Here is an 18,977-nt window from a genome sequence, read left to right as displayed (position 1 = left end):
TCGATATGCCGCCATCGCCTTGAACGGTGAGCTGCGAGGAAACAGACCGTGCCCGTTCTGAATCTGAGATCCGATTTCGCCGCCGCTCCCGATCTCACCGAGCAGATGCAGGAGATCGGCCACCGCGCCCGTGCCGCCGCCCGCAAGATCGCCCAGGCCTCAGCCCAGGCCAAGGATGTCGCCCTCCGTCAGGTGGCCGATTGCCTGAGGGCGAGCCGGGACGCGATCCTCGCCGAGAACGCCCGCGACGTCGCCGCCGCGATGGCGAGCGGACAGACCCAGGCGCTGATCGACCGCCTGACCCTCGACGAGGGCCGGCTCGCCGCCATGGCCGATGCGGTGGCCAAGATCGGCGCGCTGCCCGATCCCGTCGGTCGCCAGCTCGCGGCGTTCGAGCGTCCCAACGGGTTGCTGATCGAGCGGATCGCCGTGCCGCTCGGCGTCGTCGGCGTCATCTTCGAGAGCCGCCCCAACGTCACCGCCGATGCGGGCGCCCTGTGCCTCAAGGCCGGCAATGCGGCGATCCTGCGCGCCGGGTCGGACAGCCACCGCACCGCCATGGCCATCGCCCGTGCCATGCGCGAGGGGCTGGAAGCCGCCGGCCTGCCGGCGGATGCGGTGCAGATCGTCCCCACTCGCGACCGCGCGGCGGTGGGCGCCATGCTGTCGGGCCTCGACGGCTGCATCGACATCATCGTGCCCCGTGGCGGGCGCGGCCTCGTGGAGCGGGTCCAATCCGAGGCCAAGGTCCCGGTCTTCGCCCATCTCGACGGCATCTGCCATGTCTACGTGGCCGCCGGCGCGGATCTCGACATGGCCCGCACCCTGGTGATCAACAGCAAGATGCGCCGCACCGGCATCTGCGGCGCCGCCGAGACCCTGCTCGTCGACGCCGCCGTGGCGGAGACGCACCTTGCCCCCCTGGTCACGGCGCTGATCGAGGCCGGCTGCAGCGTCCGCGGCGATGCGGCGACGCAGGCGGTGGATGCGCGGGTCACCGCCGCCACCGAGATCGACTGGCGCACCGAATATCTCGACGCGATCATCGCCGTGAAGGTGGTGGACGGGCTCGACGCGGCAATCGCCCATATCGAGGCCAACGGCTCGCATCATACTGATGCCATCGTCACGGCCGACCCCGCCGAGGCGACGCGCTTCCTCGCGGAGGTCGATTCGGCCATCGTCACCCACAACGCCTCCACGCAATTCGCCGATGGCGGCGAGTTCGGCTTCGGCGCCGAGATCGGCATCGCCACCGGGCGCATGCATGCGCGCGGTCCGGTGGGCGTCGAGCAGCTGACGACCTTCAAGTACCGGGTCCATGGTCGCGGGCAGACCCGTCCTTGATGCGGCCTGCCTGATGCGGCGTGTCGGCTCCACCCGTGCGGCTTGAGGCGGCGGGGCTCGTCCGGCTGCCTCCCGCCGTACCCGGCCTGCGGATCGGTCTCTATGGCGGGTCCTTCAATCCGGCCCATCTCGGCCACCGCCACGTGAGCCTCGTGGCGCTGAAGCGGCTGCGGCTCGACCGGATCTGGTGGATGGTCACCCCCGGCAATCCGCTGAAGGACCGCACGGCCCTCGCTCCCCTGGAGACGCGGATCGCGGTGGCCTCCGCCGTCGCCGACCATCCACGCATCGCCATCACCGGTTTCGAGACGCGGATCGGCGCCCGCTATACCCGCCAGAGCCTTGCCTACCTCCAGGCCCGCCAACCCGCCGTGCGCTTCGTCTGGATCATGGGGGCCGACAGTCTCGCGGCATTTCACCGCTGGCGTGATTTTCGTGCTATCGCCGCCACGATGCCGATCGCGATCATCGATAGGCCGGGCTTCACCCTGACGGCACCGAGCGCCCGAGGGGCGCAGGCGATGGGACGATGGCGCATCGACGAATCGGATGCGGGTCTCCTCGCCGATCTCGAACCCCCGGCCTGGGTGTTTCTCCATGGCCCGCGCTCGACCCTGTCGTCCACGGCCCTCCGGGCTGGACGATGACGAGCGCGTCGCGACTCTTGAAAACGGAGAGTGATCGTTCCACTCTCTCCAGACTATAGATTGTTCGGGTAAAATGACCGCCGTCACTTCGGGAATCGAGACACTGACCGATTCGCACCCTTCCGGAACCACAGGTTCCGACCACGCCACCGATCTGCGGATCGGCGATCTCAGGGCGCTCGCGCTTGATTGTCTCGACGACATGAAGGCCGAGGAAACCATCGAGATCGATCTCGCCGGCCGGACCTCGCTTGCCGACACGATGATCATCACCTCCGGCCGCTCGCAGCGCCATGTCAGCGCCATCGCCGACCGGATCCTGCAGGAAATGAAGTCCAAGGGCTTCGGAACGGCCCGGGTCGAGGGCCTGCCCGCCTGCGATTGGGTGCTGATCGATACGGGCGACATCATCGTCCATATCTTCCGCCCGGAAGTCCGTGGCTTCTACAATCTCGAGAAGATGTGGGGCGCCGATCGCCCAACCACCGACCATCTGGCCGGCTGAGCACCGGCCCGATGGCGCGGGGCGACTGACGCATGCGTCTGCTCGTGACGGCGGTGGGCCGCCTCAAGCCGGGACCCGAGCGGGATCTGGCTTCGCGCTATCGTGAACGGGCGGTCCAGTTGGGGCGCGGATTGGGTCTCACCGCCTGCGACGTCGTCGAGATCCCGGAAAGCCGGGCCCGGCGCCCCATCGACCGCAGCGTGGAGGAGGGGGCGACGATCCTGTCCCATGCCCCGGCGGCGTCGAGCGTGCTGCTGGTCTATGACGAGCGCGGGCGCTCCGACTGGACGAGCGAACGCATTGCCGAGCGGATCGCGTCCTGGCGCGATGCGGCCACGGCGACCCTGGTCGTCGCCATCGGTGGCGCCGACGGGCTCGCGCCGGCGGTGCGCACGCGCGCCGACCTCTCCCTCGCCTTCGGGGCGGCCACCCTGCCTCACGGCCTTGTGCGCGTGCTGGCCCTGGAGCAGGTGTACAGGACGCTGACGATCCTTGCGGGACATCCCTATCACCGGGGCGACATCGACGCATGAGGGGCGGATACGCGCGGCACGGGCCTGACGGCGGAGCGATCCGCATCGCTGCCTTCGCGGCGATGGCGGTGCTGACGCTCGGTCCTGCCCATGCCCAGGACAGCCCGAAACAACAGGACAGTTCGAAACCACAGGACGCGTTGAAACAACAGGATGCCGCCGCCGACGCGATCCAGCGCGCCATCGACGAGAAGGCCCGCCGCGCCGAGAACCTGAAGCGGATCGAGGAGCAGCTCGCCGCCTCCACCGGCGCGCGGGCCAAGCTCGAAGCGGAGATCGCCTCCGTCGCCGGAGACCGGGCCAAGCTGAATGCCGCCCTCCTCGATGCCACCCGTCAGGCGCAGGCCACCGAGGATCGGATGAGCCGGCTGGAGGAGCGCCTGAAGACGCTCACCGCCAGCGAATCCGGCATCCGCCGCTCCCTCGAAGCCCGCCGCGGCGTCATCGCGGAAATCCTCGCCGCCCTGCAGCGCATGGGCCGGCGCCCGCCCCCGGCCGTCCTGGTCCAGCCGGAGGACGTGCTCGCCGTCATCCGCACGTCGATGCTGCTCGGGGCCGTGGTGCCCGAACTGCGCGGCGAGGCCGAGACCCTGGCGGCCGACCTCACCGAGATGGTGCGGCTGAAGGGGCTCATTGCCGCCGACCGCGAGGGGCTGCAGAACGACCTCACCGGCTGGGCGAGGGAGCAGCAGCGGATCAACGCCCTCATCACGGCCCGCCGCACCCGCCTCGCCGAAGTGGAGAGCGGGCTCGTCACCGAGCGCGCGCGCACGGCCGAGCTCGGAATCCAGGCCAAAAGCCTGAAGGAACTCCTCGACCGGATGGAGAACGAGGTCGCCTCGGCCCGTCGGGCGGCGGAGGAGGCCCGCGCCGCCGAGACGCGGGAGGCCCGCGCGACCCAGGAGCGCTTCGCGGCGGCCGGCGCGCGCGATCCCGCGCGGCTCGCCCCGAAGATTCGCTTCGTCGATACCCGCGGCGAGGTGCCCAAGCCCGTGAGCGGCGCGACCCTGCGCAGCTTCAACCAGCCCGACGGCAATGGCGGAACGACCCGCGGCATATCGCTCGCGACCCGCCCGAAGGCGGTGGTCTCGTCTCCGTCCGATGGGTGGGTGTCGTTCGCCGGGCAGTTCCGCTCGTATGGACGACTCTTGATCATCAACGCCGGCGATGGCTACTATCTGCTGCTGGCCGGTATGGATCAGATCAGCGTCGAGGTCGGACAGTTCGTGCTTGCGGGGGAACCGGTGGCGGCCATGGGTGAGGGCGGCCAGGGCACCGCTTCGGGCGACCGTGACGGGCCGGTTCTATACGTCGAGTTCAGGAAAGACGGCGGCTCCATCGATCCGGAGCCGTGGTGGGCGAAGAGCCCCAGCGAGAAGGTTCGCGGATAATGCGCAAGATTTCCCTAGTCCTGGCCGGCGCGTTTCTTGGCGTCGGTTCCTCCCTCCTCGCGACCCAGACGCATCTGCTCTCCGGGACCAGCGCGGTGGCGGCCTCCGCGGAGACCTATCGCCAACTCAGCCTGTTCGGCGACGTGTTCGAGAAGGTGCGGACCGACTATGTCGAGAAGCCCGACGAGGCCAAGCTGATCGAGGCGGCCGTCAACGGCATGCTCACCTCGCTGGATCCGCATTCGAGCTACATGGACTCGAAGAGCTTCCGCGACATGCAGGTGCAGACCAAGGGCGAGTTCGGCGGCCTCGGCATCGAGGTCACGATGGAGGACGGCCTGATCAAGGTGGTCAGCCCCATCGACGACACCCCCGCCTCCAAGGCCGGCATCCTCACCAACGACATCATCACGCAGATCGACGAGGATCAGGTCCAGGGCCTCACCCTGAACCAGGCCGTCGACAAGATGCGCGGACCGGTGAACTCGCCGGTGAAGCTCAAGATCTCCCGCAAGGAGTCCAAGGATCCCATCGACGTCGTGCTCAACCGCGACGTCATCAAGATCAAGCCGGTGCGCTCGCGGGCCGAGGGCGGCGATGTCGGCTACATCCGCCTGACGCAGTTCACGGAGCAGACCTATGACGGCCTGCGCAACGCCATCGACAAGCTCTCCACGGAAGTGGGCCAGGACAAGCTGAAGGGCTACGTCCTCGACCTGCGCAACAATCCGGGCGGCCTCCTCGACCAGGCCGTGTCGGTCTCCGACGCGTTCCTCGACCGCGGCGAGATCGTCTCCACCCGTGGCCGCAACCCGGACGAGACCCAGCGCTTCTCGGCCAAGTCCGGCGACCTCACCAAGGGCAAGCCCATCGTCGTCCTGGTGAATGGCGGCTCGGCCTCCGCCTCGGAGATCGTGGCCGGCGCCCTGCAGGATCACAAGCGGGCCACGGTGCTCGGCACGCGCTCCTTCGGCAAGGGCTCGGTCCAGTCGATCATCCCGCTGGGCGGCAGCGGCGCCCTGCGCCTCACCACGGCGCGCTACTACACCCCGTCGGGCCGCTCGATCCAGGCCAAGGGCATCGAGCCGGACCAGGAGGTCCTGCAGGAGATCCCCGACGAGCTGAAGGGCAAGGACGAGACCAAGGGCGAGGCCGGGCTGAAGGGGCACCTCAAGCAGAAGGACGTCGAGGAGCGCGGCGGTTCGTCGGCTTACGTCCCGCCGGACCCGGCCAAGGACAAGCAGCTCATCGCCGCCGTCGACTTCATCCGCGGCATCCAGAAGGGCGCGGCCAACACGCCCAAGGCCGCCGTTCCGAACTGAGCATCACGGTCCCGTTCTGAAACGCGCCTCGTGTCGCCGGATTGAGAACGCCTGACAGAACGGGACCATCAGCGTTGATGCGCGTTGGCGCGTCATCGCCCGCGCTCTTCTTCCCGACGATCTCTGGCATGAGATCGCCCCGCGGCTTCCGCCTTCCCGGCCGCGTCCGAAGGGCAGTCGACGGCCCTACGATAACCGGGCAGCGCTCACCGGCATCCTGATCGTGATTCGCTCCGGCTTGCCCTGGGAGATGCTGCCCGCCGAGAGGGGCCGTGGCTCGGGCATGACGTGTTGGCGCCGCCTGCAGCAGACGCTGCTGGGGCGACGTCACGAAGCCGGTCGGCTCGACGGGGGCCGGGCCAGCGCGTCCGTGCCGGCGAAGAAACGGGCTCTGCCACAGGCCCGAACCCGACGGATCGCGGCAAACCGGGCCAGAGCCGCCACCTCGTCGTCGAGGCCGCGGCACGCCCCTCGGCCGGACCGTCACAGGGGCCCACCGCCACGACAGCGTGATGATGGCCCCGACCCTCGATGCCATTCCACCTATGCGCAACGGCCGGCGCGGCCGCCCACGCTACCGTCCCCCACACGCGTCATGCCGACGAGGCCTACGACGCCCGCGCCCGCCATGAGTGCCGCGCCCGTGGGATCGTACCGCGCATCGCCTTCATGGGCATCGAGAGCAGCGAGAAGTTCAGCCGTCACCGCTAGGTCGTCGATCCTTTCTGTCAGGCGCTCTCACAGGTCCATTGATCGGCATCGTCAAATCGCGATGCCGGTAAAATGACATGTGCTTTTAACGAAAACTGATTTCGCCGCATAGGCAGTCAACGCACAGTTGAAATCGCGATCCACGTCTTTGCGACGTCTCGTCTAAGCAACATCGAGCCCTGCTGGTCGCATGGTCCGAATCCTTTGAGCAGATACCATCGCGTATGCTCCGCGTGGTCTTCAAATTCGGACGAGCGCACCAAGATCGCGACGATCCTTCCGTCGGATATGCCGAGGCACGCATTCTCGTCCGATCCCGCATCTTCCGAGCAGACGGTGTTCGAAGTGCACGGCGGAGGACATAAAACGTTAACCTGTATTAATTAATCATTAAGCTTTCATGAATGGCCAAGTGCCGGTTTCCTGGCATCGTTCCGAATTGTCTGGCCTATGACTTCGGATAGGCGCCATCCCTCAAATGAGGGAGGCGCGAAAATCAATAAAATACCTTCGCCCTCACTCATATGAGGGATGCGCCTCAAAATCCTTTGTTCTATCCAGCTGCCTCAATTCCCGCTCATGCGTTGCGGATGGGGTCTTCGATTTGGTCCGACAAAGGCAAAGCCGCCTGCGGACTCAATGATACTTCATGATGTCGCGTTTTTTTAGCTGACTATGACCGGGCTTGACTGCTCGGAATCTGTCGTCGACCCCAAATCTCGGAGTGAAGCGTCATGCCCCTCGCAAACACCCCCCCCACCGTATTGTCGATCACTGCGGCTAAAACCGTTCTCGGCGCGACCTCCAACACCACGGAGGTGACCTTCACCTTCTCCATGGAGGTGAACGGCTTCGAAGCGGACGACGTCGTCATCCCCGGCAATGCCGGTACGATGGGCACCTTGACGAGCAGCGAAGGTGGCACGGTCTGGAAGGGTATCTTCACTGCGGAATCGAGTTTCAATGGTACGGTCACGCTGTCCGTCACCGACGGTTACAAGAATTCCAATTTTGAGCCGGGTGAACCTGGCGGTGCGCTGCTGCTGACCATAGACCAGACGGCCCCGACGGCGACGGTCGTGATCGGGGATGCCAGCTTCAACGATGGCAACCTGACCTCGCCGGTGACCTTCACCTTCACGGAAGCGGTCGATCCGACTTCCCTCGTCGTGAGTGCCGCCGGCGGCAGCGTCGATCCGGCCTCGATCGTCGTCGCCGCGAATGGTCTCTCCGCCACGGCCACGTTCACCGTCACCGACAACAGCACGACCGCCGCCACGGTCACCCTCACGGCGTTCAAGGACCTCGCCGGCAATGCCGGGACCTCCACCGCGTCCGCTCCGGTCACGGTCGATACCGTCAACCCGACGGCGACGGTCGTGATCGGGGATGCCAGCTTCAGCGACGGCAACCTGACCTCGCCGGTGACCTTCACCTTCACGGAAGCGGTCGATCCCGCCTCCCTCGTCCTGAGTGCCACCGGCGGTACCGTCGATCCGGCCTCGATCGTCGTCGCCGCGAATGGTCTCTCCGCCACGGCCACGTTCACCGTCACCGACAACAGCACGACCGCCGCCACGGTCACCCTCACGGCGTTCAAGGACCTCGCCGGCAATGCCGGGACCTCCACCGCGTCCGCTCCGGTCACGGTCGATACCGTCAACCCGACGGCGACGGTCGTGATCGGGGATGCCAGCTTCAGCGACGGCAACCTGACCTCGCCGGTGACCTTCACCTTCACGGAAGCGGTCGATCCCGCCTCCCTCGTCCTGAGTGCCACCGGCGGTACCGTCGATCCGGCCTCGATCGTCGTCGCCGCGAATGGTCTCTCCGCCACGGCCACGTTCACCGTCACCGACAACAGCACGACCGCCGCCACGGTCACCCTCACGGCGTTCAAGGACCTCGCCGGCAATGCCGGGACGTCTACCGCGTCCGCTCCGGTCACGGTCGACACCGTCAACCCGACGGCGACGGTCGTGATCGGGGATGCCAGCTTCAGCGACGGCAACCTGAGTTCGCCGGTGACCTTCACCTTCACGGAGGCGGTCGATCCGACCTCCCTCGTCGTGTTCGCCACCGGCGGCAGCGTCGATCCGACCTCGATCGTCGTCGCCGCGAACGGGCTCTCCGCCACGGCCACGTTCACCGCCGCCGACAATAGCGTGGCCCCCGCCACGGTCGCCCTTACGACATTCAAGGACCTCGCCGGCAATACCGGCGCGCCCATCGCGTCCGCTCCGGTCCCGGTCGACACCGTCAACCCGACGGTCGCGCTGCTGACGATCTCGGATGATGGCGGCGCGAGCAACTCGGACCACATCACCCGCGATCGAACCCTGTCGGTCAGCGGCACGGTCGAGGCGGGCTCCACCGTGACCGTCGCCGTGCTCGATCTCGGCGGTAACCCCGTGCTCGTGAACGGGACCCCCGTGACACTGGTCGCCACGGTCACCGGTGGCACGTTCACGACGGCGTCGACCCCCTCATTGCTGGATGGCAGCTACATCTTCCGCGCCACCGCGACGGATGCCGCCGGCAACACCACCACCAGCGATCTGAGCCCTGTACGGGTGGACAACACCACGGCCCTCCCGACCTTCGGCTTGGCTGCGGCCTCCGATACCGGCGTCAGTGCCACCGATCTGCTCACCAAAGACACCACTCCCGACTTCACCGGCACGGCCGAGGCCGGCGCCACGGTCCAGATTTTCCTGGACGGATCCATCATCGGCACCGCCGTCGCGGGGCAGGACAATACCTACACCCTGGCCTTTGCCGACTCGGACCTGAACGGCTTCCCCCTGACGGATGGCAGCCACACCCTCACGGCTCTCGTGACCGACCTTGCCGGCAACACGAAGCTGAGCCCGACCGTCACGACGTTCACGGTCGACGCGACCCCGCCGACGGCGACGGTCGCGTTCGACAAGAGCAAGCTCAGCGACGGCACCAACACTTCGCCGGTGACCTTCACCTTCTCGGAAGCGGTCGATCCCGCCTCTCTCGTCGTGTTCGCCACCGGCGGCAGCGTCGATCCGGCCTCGATCGTCGTCGCCGCGAACGGCCTTTCCGCCACGGCCACGTTCACCGCCGCCGACAATAGCGTGGCCCCCGCCACGGTCGCCCTCACGGCGTTCAAGGACCTCGCCGGCAATACCGGCGCCCCCATCGCGGCCACTCCGATCACGGTCGACACCGTCAACCCGACGGCCACGGTCGTGATCGGGGATGCCAGCTTCAGCGACGGTAACCTGACCTCGCCGGTGACCTTCACCTTCTCGGAAGCGGTCGATCCGGCCTCCCTCGTCCTGAGTGCCACCGGCGGCAGCGTCGATCCGGCCTCGATCGTCTTCTCCAATGGTGGACTCACCGCCACGGCCACGTTCACCGCCACCGACAGCAGCACGACCGACGCCACGGTCACCCTCACGGCGTTCAAGGACCTCGCCGGCAATGCCGGGACCTCCACCGCGTCCGCTCCGGTCACGGTCGATACCGTCAACCCGACGGCGACGGTCGTGATCGAGGATGCCAGCTTCAGCGACGGCAACCTGAGCTCGACGGTGACCTTCACCTTCACGGAAGCGGTCGATCCGACCTCTCTCGTCGTGAGCGCCACCGGCGGTAGCGTCGATCCGACCTCGATCGTCTTCTCCAATGGCGGACTCACCGCCACGGCCACGTTCACCGCCACCGACAGCAGCACGACCGACGCCACGGTCACCCTCACGGCGTTCAAGGACCTCGCCGGCAATGCCGGGACCTCCACCGCGTCCGCTCCGGTCACGGTCGATACCGTCAACCCGACGGTGACGATCGCGTTCGACAAGACCAGTCTCAGCGACAGCAGCCCGACCACAACGGTGACTTTCACCTTCACGGAAGCGGTCGATCCGACCTCTCTCGTCGTGAACGCCACCGGCGGTACCGTCGATCCGACCTCGATCGTCTTCTCCAATGGCGGACTCACCGCCACGGCCACGTTCACCGCCGCCGAGGACAGCGTGGCTGAGGCCTCGGTCACCCTCACGGCGTTCAAGGACCTCGCCGGCAATATAGGGGGCGCCAAAGAGGCCGGTCCGGTCACGGTCGATACCCGCAACCCGACGGCGACGGTCGTGATCGGGGATGCCAGCTTCAGTGACGGCAACCTGACCTCGCCGGTGACCTTCACCTTCTCGGAAGCGGTCGATCCCGCCTCCCTCGTCCTGAGCGCCACCGGCGGCAGCGTCGATCCGGCCTCGATCGTCTTCTCCAATGGCGGACTCACCGCCACGGCCACGTTCACCGCCACCGACGACAGCACGACCGCCGCTTCGGTCACCCTCACGGCGTTCAAGGACCTTGCCGGCAATGCCGGGACCTCCACCGCGTCCGCTCCGGTCACGGTCGATACCGTCAACCCGACGGCCACGGTCGTGATCGAGGATGCCAGCTTCAGTGACGGCAACCTGACCTCGCCGGTGACCTTCACCTTCACGGAAGCGGTCGATCCGACCTCCCTCGTGCTGAGTGCCACCGGCGGTACCGTCGATCCGGCCTCGATCGTCTTCTCCAATGGCGGACTCACGGCCACGGCCACGTTCACCGCCACCGACAGCAGCACGACCGACGCCAAGGTCACCCTCACGGCGTTTAAGGACCTCGCCGGCAATGCCGGGACCTCCACCGCGTCCGCTCCGGTCACGGTCGATACCGTCAACCCGACGGTGATCGCGATCACCGCGGCTGACCAAAGCCTCAACGTCGCCGGCAAGACCACGACGGTGACCTTCACCTTCTCGGAGGCAGTCCAAGGCTTCGATGCCAGCGATGTCGCCTACGATACCTCCACCGGAACGCTGGGAGCCCTGACGAGCAGCGACGGCATTACCTGGACGGGCGAGTTCACGGCGAAAGCGGGCATCACCGGCACGACGACGCTGTCGATCGGTGGAAACGCGGCCGCCTATACCGATCAGGCCGGCAACACAGGTGTCCATGGCGGTGAGCTGAGCTTGGCCATCGATACGTCAGCACCGACCATTGGCGGGTTCACGATCTCGACGGATAATGGGCAGAGCGGCACCGACAAGATCACACGCGACAACACCCTCTCGGTCAGCGGATCCGTCAGTGGTGTTGCCAACGGCACGGAAGTGCATGTCGCCGTGATGGATGGTGACGAAGTCATCACCACCCTGACCGGCATAGTCCTGAACGGCGTCTTCACCACGAACGTCAGCCCCATCCTTGCTTCGCCCGGGGCTACGGGTCGGGAATACACGTTCTCGGCTTCGGTGGCGGATGCGAACGGCAACATCACCACCGAGAGCTTCAAGGCCACGATCGATCGTACGACGACGGTGGCCACGATCGGACTGGCGTCGGGCTCCGATCAGGGCGTGCCCAGCGACGGGATCACCAGCAACGCGACGCCGGACTTCTTCGGTACCGCTGAAGCCGGTGCGACGGTCGACGTGTTCCTGGATGGCGAACTCGTCGGCACGGCGGTCGCGAATGAGAGCGGACAATTCATCGTGTCCTTCGCTGAATCGGGTCTCGAGCCGCTCAGCAACGGGACCTACACGCTGACCACCAGCAGCACCGACGTCGCAGGAAACACCAAGCAGAGCATACAGGGGACATCCTTCACCATCGATCGGACGGCTCCGACCGCCACGATCACGCTGAGCGATACCTCACTGGTGGCCGGCGAGACCGCGACCGTGACGATCACCTTCTCGGAGGCTGTCGCGGGCTTCGCTCTCGCAGACCTGGTCAGCGGCAATGGCGAACTGCGCGAGCTGAGCGGCCCCACCGCCGGCCCGAACGGGTCGGTCATCTACACCGCGACGCTGATCCCGACCGCCAATTCCGAGGACAGCACCAACGTCGTCACCCTCTCCACCGGGTACACGGATGTGGCCGGCAACACCGGAACCACGGCCAGCACCGGGAACTTCACCGTCGACACCTTGGCACCCACGGTGCTCAGCGTGGCGGCCTCCGGTCCCGGCATCACGGATGGTTCCGGAACACTGGTCACGGGTCAGACCGTCTCCTTCACCTTCACCATGTCCGAAGCCGTGATCGTCTCGACCGGCGACGAGTTGGCGATCCGCCTGAGCAATGGAGCGACGGCCGTCTACAACGCCTTGAAATCGACGGGGACGCTTCTCGTTTTCGACTACACGGTGTTGGTCGACCAGATTTCCAGCGACTTGGCGGTCACGGGGATCTCCTTGAATGGAGCCGTCATCACCGACGCGAACGGGAATCCCTTCGACGCCAGCGGGTCCGCCATCAATCCTGACGGTATCCTGAAGATCGATGGCTACACTGGCACAAGTGGCAGTGAGACTTTCCGCGGCACCAACGGAGCCGAAACCTTCACCGGATTGGGCGGTGCCGACACCTACATGGTCGACAATATCGGTGACCAGGTCATCGAGGCAGTGGGCGGCGACATCGATACGGTGCGGACCAGTGTCAACTTTACCCTCGGGGCAGGCCAGGGAATCGAAGTGCTCCGCGGTTCCGGAACCGTCGGTCTCGCACTGACCGGCAATGAGTTCGACAACAGGATCGTCGGAACGTCCGGTAACGACGTCATCGATGGCAAGGCCGGCGTCGATGCGCTGTTCGGCGGACTTGGCGACGACACCTACTCTGTCGACAATGCCAACGATCAGGTCACCGAGGCGGCTCAAGCCGGTAACGACACGGTCTATGCTTCCGTCAGCTACGTGTTGAAGGCAGGCCAGGAAATCGAGACTCTCGAGGGCACCGGTTCGACGGGCCTGACCCTGACCGGCAACAACTTTGCCAACAAGATCGTCGGAACCACGGGCAACGACATCCTCGACGGCAAGACGGGGGCGGACACATTGTCCGGTGGCGCCGGCAACGACAGCTACTACGTCGACAACGCGAACGATCACCTGATCGAGACGACCGGTACCGACACGGTCTACGCCAGTGTCAGTTATACGCTGGAGACGGGCGTCGAGATCGAGGCTCTCCGAGTCTCCGGTTCCAAGGGTCTGACGCTCACGGGCAACGAGTTTGCCAATACGATCGTGGGTGGGGCAGGCAAGGACGTGATCGTCGGTGGACTGGGTCAGGATACCCTGGTGGGTGGAGCAGGAAACGACACGTTCGTCTTCAAGACGGTGAGCGATAGCGGCAACGGTATCGCGAACCGCGATGCGATCCTGGACTTCAAGGCGGGGTTCGATCACCTCGATCTGTCCGGTATTCAAGCCGTGAGTGGAGCTGCGACCGACCAATCCTTCTCCTTCATCGAGGGGGCGTTCACCAAGCAGAAGGGAGAACTCCACGCTGTCGTCTCCGGAAGCTCGACGACCATCGAGGGCGATGTCGATGGAAACGGCAAGGCGGACTTCCAGATCATCTTGAGAGGCACGATCGAAGCCCTGCATGCGAATGACTTCGTGCTGTAGTATCGACCGCCTCATCTAGGACTATAGCGAGCCCCGTGTGCCCTTGATCCGGCACACGGGGCTTCCTCGTGTTGGGGACCGTGCTGCGGAAAGGCGGCTCATACCCAATCTCCCTGATCCTGACCCTTAGATGAGGATCAGGGAGGTCCGGCGGACGACCGCCGCCGCGCAGTCGCGCGGGCAGACCTCGACGAGTCAGGCTCATCGAAGTCTGGTATAAGCTTTCGTATCGCTCGGGATTCGAACGGTCTCGCCGTGCCGGCCTATCCGTTCGCCTGCTGCCTCTTCCATGCGAGGGGCGCCATTGCCTTGTAGCGTTTGAAGGCGGCCGAGAACTGGCTCGGATCGTCGTAGCCGACGAGAGCCGCGATCGAGGCGACGGGAAGGGTCGAGCGCGTGAGGAGCTCGGCCGCCCGATCGAGGCGACGGCGGGTGATGAAGGCGTAGGGCGGCACGCCGACCGAGGCTTGGAAGCAACGGCTGAAGTAATGCTCGCTCAACCCCGCGATGCGGGCGAGATCGGCCACACGCAGGTCGTCACCGAGACCGGCCTCGATGAACGCCGCCACATCGGACAACTGCCGCGCCGTGAGCCCATGCGCGGAGACGGGTTCGGGCCGGGACGCGGCATGGGCCAGCCTGTGCACCACGATGGCCAAGGCATGATCGAAGAACGCCGTGGTGAAACCGTGAAGCCCGGCTTCCTCCCACATGGCGGTCAACGTGGCCGTCAGCAGGGGATCGTCGTGGTAGGTCGACGCCAGCGCCTCGATGTCCAGTCGGCCCCCCGGAAGCTCGGCGGCCAGCCGCTTCAGCCGTCGCTCGGAGATCCCGAGGGCGAGCAGGCTCATGCGCGGCCCGAACCCTTCGCCGCCGTCATAGGGGGCTCCCAGGCCGACGCGTCCCGGCACGAACAGGCCGTCGAGTTTCTGGGTCCGGCTGTTCCGAAGCAGGCGACCGCCGCCGCGGGTGCAGAGATGGATCCAGAGGGTGTCCGTATTCTCGTAGGCGCCCTCGTAATCCTCGTAATCCGAACGGGTCATGATCGTATCGAGGCTGAGATCGGCCCGGACGATCTCGTGAGCGGCTTCTACGATCCGTGGAGGAGGGGCTGTGGTCATGCATTCGCTGCGGTTGGACGATTGGCTTGTCAGAACACAACCGGAAGTGGATCGTCGAACCGCGATGGACAATCGCCATTCGAGGGGCGAGTTTGTAATTATTCAAATTGTACTGTGTAATCCCGCAACAGCGGCAGCGTATCTTCGCTTTATCCTCTTGAATGGCAGACTAGGCGTATTTTTCGCAGGAATTCAATACCGCGTCCCGGCCTTCGGTGAGTAATCAGGTCGCCGCGCCGGCAGAGCACGATTGCCGGCGATGGTGCGAGAGGCGACGATGCGGGACGATTTCGAAACACTCATCCGTTCGGTCCTGAGGGGGGCTGCGCTCGGGACACTCATCACGGTGGGAATCGGGCGTTCGGCCGCCGCCCAGGACGCCCCGCGGAGTGTGACCCTCGATCAGTTGAGCGTCGATGCCGTCGCTTCCCGCAGCCCCAACGGGACCATCGGCGCGTCGCCGCCGCCCTATGCCGGCGGTCAGGTCGCCAGCGGTACGCGGGTCGGAATCCTCGGCACCAGCAGCGTCTTCGATACGCCCTTCAACTTCACCGGCTATACCGACACCCTCGTCCGGGACCAGCAGGCCCAGAGCCTCATCGACGTCGCCACGAACGATCCGTCCGTCCGCGCCGTCACGTCCAGCACGGGGGCCGCCGGCAACCAGTTCTACATCCGCGGTTTCCCGGTCTATGCCAGCGATATCGCGTTCGACGGGCTCTACGGCGTGGTCGATAGCCGCCGGCCGGCGATCTACAACGTGGAGAGGGTCGAGATCCTCAAGGGGCCGAGCGCCCTCGTCAACGGCATCGCCCCCATCGGCGGTATCGGCGGCAGCATCAACCTCATTCCCAAGCGCGCCTATGACGAGCCGCTGACCCGGATCACGCCGTTCTTCATCTCCCGGGGCCAGTTCGGCACGGCCGTGGATATCGGCCGGCGCTTCGGAGAGGCGAAGGAATGGGGCGTGCGGGTCAACGGCGTCTATCGCAACGGCGAATCCGCCATCGACCGCGAGCGGCTCGAAGTGGGATTCGGCTCGATCGGCCTCGATTACCGGGGTGACCGCGTCCGCCTCTCGGCCGATTTCGGCTATCAGGTCGACGATTACCGGCGGAACCGGTCGTTCCTCACGGTGGCGCCCGGCATCCAGATCCCGAGGGCGCCCAATCTCACCCTCAATCAGAACCAGCCCTACGAATTCCAGCGGACCGAGACGAAGTTCGGCACCTTCCGGGCCGAGTACGACCTCACCCCCGACACCACGCTCTATGCCGGCTTCGGCGGCCACTCGACCCAGGAAAGCGCGCTCGCCAGCTTCCAGACCCTGGTGACGTCGATGGGGGGTGTCGCCGGCCCGTTCGCCCGGCAGCAATACGTCACCGAATCCTATTCGGCCGAGGCCGGCCTGCGGACCCGGTTCCAGACGGGCCCCATCGCGCACCGGGCCACCGTTTCCGCCGTCGGTTTCTGGAGCACGACGAACTATCCGAAGGCGGTCCAGTTCCTGCCGGGCGGCGTCTCGAACATCTACAGCCCGCTCTCCTTCGCGGCTCCGGCCTACCCCGACATCGATATCGGGAATGCCCGCGGCTCCATGCAGACCAACCGCAGCGTCGCCCTCGCCGACACCCTGTCGTCCCTGGACGAGCGGGTGCTGCTCACCGTGGGCGGCCGCTTCCAGCAGATCGGGGTCAAGGGCTACGACTTCTCGCCCGGCAGCCCCAGCTTCGGCGACGCCACGTCGCGTTACGACAAGGTCGCCTGGACGCCCGCGGTCGGCCTCGTGGTCAAGCCGCTGGAGCATCTCTCGCTCTACGGCAATTACATCGAGGGCCTGCTCTCGACCGACTCGGCTCCCGTCACGGCCAGCAACCCGAACCAGGCGCTCCCGCCGACCATCGCCGACCAGAAGGAGATCGGCGTGAAGTACGATTTCGGCGTCGTCGGCGTCAGCGCCTCTCTGTTCGAGATCAACCGGCCCAACGCTTTCCAGGATCCGGCGACGCGGAACTATGCGCTCAACGGCCTGCAGCGGAACCGGGGGATCGAGTTCAGCCTGTTCGGCGAACTCGCGCCGGGTGTGCGCCTCATCGGGGGCATCGCCTTCACCGATGGGCGCCTGGTCCGTACCGAAGGCGGCGCCTTCGACGGCAAGGTCGCGCCCGGCGTCCCCGGTACCACGCTCAGCCTGTACGGCGAATACGACCTGCCGCCCTGGTTGCCGCGCGGCCTGACCCTGACCGGACGGGGCATCCACACGGCGTCCCAATACTATGATCAGGGCAACCTGCAGCGCATCCCGGACTCGACGCGGTTCGATGCGGGCCTCCGCTACACGTTCCTCGGCACGTGGGGCAAACCCGTGACGGTGCGGGCCACCGTCGAGAACGTGTCGGGCGAGAATTACTGGGCCTCCACCGGAAACGGCTTCCTGACCCTCGGAGCGCCGCGGACCTACCTCGTCTCGGCCCAGCTGGACTTCTGACGATGGCGACGGGACCCGACGCGCCGCGCCTGCGGGCCTTCCGGCTGTGGTCGTTCGTCCATACCTGGACGAGCCTCGTCAGCATGGCCTTCATGCTGATGCTGTGCCTGACGGGCCTGCCGCTGATCTTCCATCACGAGCTCAACGGCGTCCTCGGCTACGAGCCCGAGGTGCCGGCGATGCCGGCCGGGACGGCGCACGTGTCGTTGGACAGGATCGTCGCCACGGCCATGGCCTCGAAGCCCGGGCTCGTGGTCCAGTACCTCGTCTTCGATCACGACGAGCCGGATGTCGCCTTCGTCAATCTCGCCCGGGACGTGCGCTCACCGCCATCGGACATGACGATCCTGTCCCTGGATCGGCGCGACGCCGCCCTTCTCCGGGAGCCCAAGCCGAATGAGGGTCCCATCGGCTTCCTGCTGCAATTGCATGTCGACATGTTCCTCGGCCTCGGCGGCAAGCTCTTCCTCGGCGCGATGGGCTTCCTGTTCGTGATGGCGATCGTCTCCGGCATCGTCCTCTACGGTCCATTCATGCGAAAGCTCGATTTCGGCACCGTCCGGCGCACCCGGACGCGGCGGATCCACTGGCTCGACTGGCACAACCTCGTCGGCGTCGCGACCTTGGGCTGGGCGCTGATCGTCGGGGGGACGGGCGTGGTGAACACCTGGGCCGATCTCATGCTGAAGCTCTGGCAATTCGGCCAGCTCGCCGAGATGACCGCGCCCTATCGCGACGCTCCGCGCCCCGTCCGACTCGCCTCCATCGCCGAGGCGGTGGCGACGGCCAAGGCCGCGGCTCCGAACATGAGCCCGCGCTTCGTCGCCTATCCCGGCACCGTCGTGAGCAGCAACAACCACTACGCCGTGTTCATGGCCGGCGACACGCCGTTGACCTCGCGGCTGCTCAAGCCCGCCCTCATCGATGCCGAGACCGGCGCGCTCACCGACATGCGCGCGATGCCCTGGTACATCCAGGCTCTGCTGGTCTCGCAACCGCTGCATTTCGGCGATTACGGCGGCCTTCCCCTGAAGATCGTCTGGGCGCTTCTCGATCTGGCGAGCATCGTCGTGCTCGGCAGCGGGCTCTATCTCTGGATCGCCCGCAGACGATGGAAGACGGCCGGCGAGCGGGTGCCGCCCGGCGCGAGGCCGTCCGGCGCAGGAGCCGCGGAATGAAGACGCGCCCGCTCATCCGGTCCCGGATCTGGGCCATTCCATCGATCCTCGCCGCCCTGACCCTGCTCAGCCTGGTGATCGCCCTGGTCGTCGACGGAATCTGGGACAGTCTGGCCAGCGCCGTGTTGGCTGGCGTCTTGATTTACATGACCTATGAAGGATCTCGTTCGCGAAGGCGGTAGCAACGAAACCGACGTCGTGAGATCCGCTCACCCTCGCGGGCGTAGCCCTCACCGCCTCCCTCGATCACGCTCATCCTGCAAAACGTCTGCGCACGACCACCCGA

Annotated in this window: 11 protein-coding genes and 1 pseudogene; 11 read left to right on the top strand and 1 reads right to left on the bottom strand. The window is 66.3% G+C overall.

Features of this window, described 5'->3' with window-relative positions; all coding sequences use genetic code 11:
* Positions 1-48 precede the first annotated feature (48 nt).
* The 8 genes and pseudogenes from FPV16_RS01410 to FPV16_RS01375 all read left to right on the top strand — a co-directional run bounded on the left by FPV16_RS01410 (position 49) and on the right by FPV16_RS01375 (position 13,904).
* Complete coding sequence (locus FPV16_RS01410; RefSeq protein ID WP_227435581.1) at positions 49-1,347, top strand: glutamate-5-semialdehyde dehydrogenase; 1,299 nt, start codon at positions 49-51, stop codon at positions 1,345-1,347.
* Positions 1,348-1,382: 35 nt separating this feature from the next.
* Positions 1,383-1,994 (top strand): nicotinate-nucleotide adenylyltransferase, encoded by a 612-nt coding sequence (locus FPV16_RS01405; RefSeq protein WP_227435789.1) that lies wholly within the window; start codon positions 1,383-1,385, stop codon positions 1,992-1,994.
* A 73-nt stretch (positions 1,995-2,067) separates the two neighbouring features.
* A complete protein-coding gene (gene rsfS / locus FPV16_RS01400) occupies positions 2,068-2,499 on the top strand; it encodes a ribosome silencing factor (protein WP_227435579.1) in 432 nt (143 codons plus the stop codon).
* A 32-nt stretch (positions 2,500-2,531) separates the two neighbouring features.
* A complete protein-coding gene (gene rlmH / locus FPV16_RS01395; RefSeq protein ID WP_227435577.1) occupies positions 2,532-3,032 on the top strand; it encodes a 23S rRNA (pseudouridine(1915)-N(3))-methyltransferase RlmH in 501 nt (166 codons plus the stop codon).
* A gap of 62 nt (positions 3,033-3,094) precedes the next feature.
* Positions 3,095-4,423, top strand: coding sequence for a murein hydrolase activator EnvC family protein (locus FPV16_RS01390; RefSeq protein WP_227435788.1), 1,329 nt, complete (start codon positions 3,095-3,097; stop codon positions 4,421-4,423).
* Positions 4,423-5,745: a S41 family peptidase gene (locus FPV16_RS01385; RefSeq protein ID WP_018041691.1), complete on the top strand. Its 1,323-nt coding sequence runs from the start codon at positions 4,423-4,425 to the stop codon at positions 5,743-5,745. Before FPV16_RS01390 ends, FPV16_RS01385 begins: the two co-directional genes overlap by 1 nt.
* A 94-nt stretch (positions 5,746-5,839) precedes the next feature.
* Positions 5,840-6,453 (top strand): annotated as a pseudogene (locus FPV16_RS01380) (transposase); the annotation flags it as partial.
* 737 nt (positions 6,454-7,190) lie between these two features.
* Positions 7,191-13,904: an Ig-like domain-containing protein gene (locus tag FPV16_RS01375; protein ID WP_227435575.1), complete on the top strand. Its 6,714-nt coding sequence runs from the start codon at positions 7,191-7,193 to the stop codon at positions 13,902-13,904.
* Between the two features lie 263 nt (positions 13,905-14,167).
* Here FPV16_RS01375 and FPV16_RS01370 read toward each other — a convergent pair whose 3' ends face one another.
* On the bottom strand, positions 14,168-15,025 hold the full coding sequence (locus FPV16_RS01370; RefSeq protein ID WP_227435573.1) for a helix-turn-helix domain-containing protein: 858 nt from the start codon (positions 15,023-15,025) through the stop codon (positions 14,168-14,170).
* Between the two features lie 277 nt (positions 15,026-15,302).
* Between FPV16_RS01370 and FPV16_RS01365 the strand changes: the two genes are divergently transcribed.
* The 3 genes from FPV16_RS01365 to FPV16_RS01355 are packed head-to-tail and all read left to right on the top strand — an operon-like array spanning position 15,303 to position 18,873.
* The gene (locus FPV16_RS01365; RefSeq protein WP_227435571.1) at positions 15,303-17,513 is read left to right on the top strand and encodes a TonB-dependent receptor; all 2,211 of its coding nucleotides are present in this window, start codon (positions 15,303-15,305) and stop codon (positions 17,511-17,513) included.
* Between the two features lie 2 nt (positions 17,514-17,515).
* Positions 17,516-18,691, top strand: coding sequence for a PepSY-associated TM helix domain-containing protein (locus tag FPV16_RS01360; RefSeq protein WP_227435570.1), 1,176 nt, complete (start codon positions 17,516-17,518; stop codon positions 18,689-18,691).
* On the top strand, positions 18,688-18,873 hold the full coding sequence (locus FPV16_RS01355; protein WP_227435568.1) for a hypothetical protein: 186 nt from the start codon (positions 18,688-18,690) through the stop codon (positions 18,871-18,873). Before FPV16_RS01360 ends, FPV16_RS01355 begins: the two co-directional genes overlap by 4 nt.
* Positions 18,874-18,977: the final 104 nt, after the last annotated feature.

Origin of the sequence: Methylobacterium sp. W2 (assembly GCF_020662345.1) — a bacterium.
In the GTDB taxonomy this organism is placed as follows: Bacteria; Pseudomonadota; Alphaproteobacteria; order Rhizobiales; family Beijerinckiaceae; genus Methylobacterium.
This window is presented reverse-complemented; position numbering and strand designations above follow the sequence as displayed.

What these genes read in the sequence shown, in the direction of transcription:
- FPV16_RS01370 (WP_227435573.1), bottom strand. Translation starts at nt 15,025, where the DNA reads ATGACCACAGCCCCTCCTCCACGGATCGTAGAAGCCGCTCACGAGATC.
- FPV16_RS01355 (WP_227435568.1), top strand. Translation starts at nt 18,688, where the DNA reads ATGAAGACGCGCCCGCTCATCCGGTCCCGGATCTGGGCCATTCCATCG.
- FPV16_RS01375 (WP_227435575.1), top strand. Translation starts at nt 7,191, where the DNA reads ATGCCCCTCGCAAACACCCCCCCCACCGTATTGTCGATCACTGCGGCT.
- FPV16_RS01365 (WP_227435571.1), top strand. Translation starts at nt 15,303, where the DNA reads ATGCGGGACGATTTCGAAACACTCATCCGTTCGGTCCTGAGGGGGGCT.
- FPV16_RS01360 (WP_227435570.1), top strand. Translation starts at nt 17,516, where the DNA reads ATGGCGACGGGACCCGACGCGCCGCGCCTGCGGGCCTTCCGGCTGTGG.
- FPV16_RS01390 (WP_227435788.1), top strand. Translation starts at nt 3,095, where the DNA reads ATGGCGGTGCTGACGCTCGGTCCTGCCCATGCCCAGGACAGCCCGAAA.
- FPV16_RS01385 (WP_018041691.1), top strand. Translation starts at nt 4,423, where the DNA reads ATGCGCAAGATTTCCCTAGTCCTGGCCGGCGCGTTTCTTGGCGTCGGT.
- rsfS (WP_227435579.1), top strand. Translation starts at nt 2,068, where the DNA reads ATGACCGCCGTCACTTCGGGAATCGAGACACTGACCGATTCGCACCCT.
- rlmH (WP_227435577.1), top strand. Translation starts at nt 2,532, where the DNA reads ATGCGTCTGCTCGTGACGGCGGTGGGCCGCCTCAAGCCGGGACCCGAG.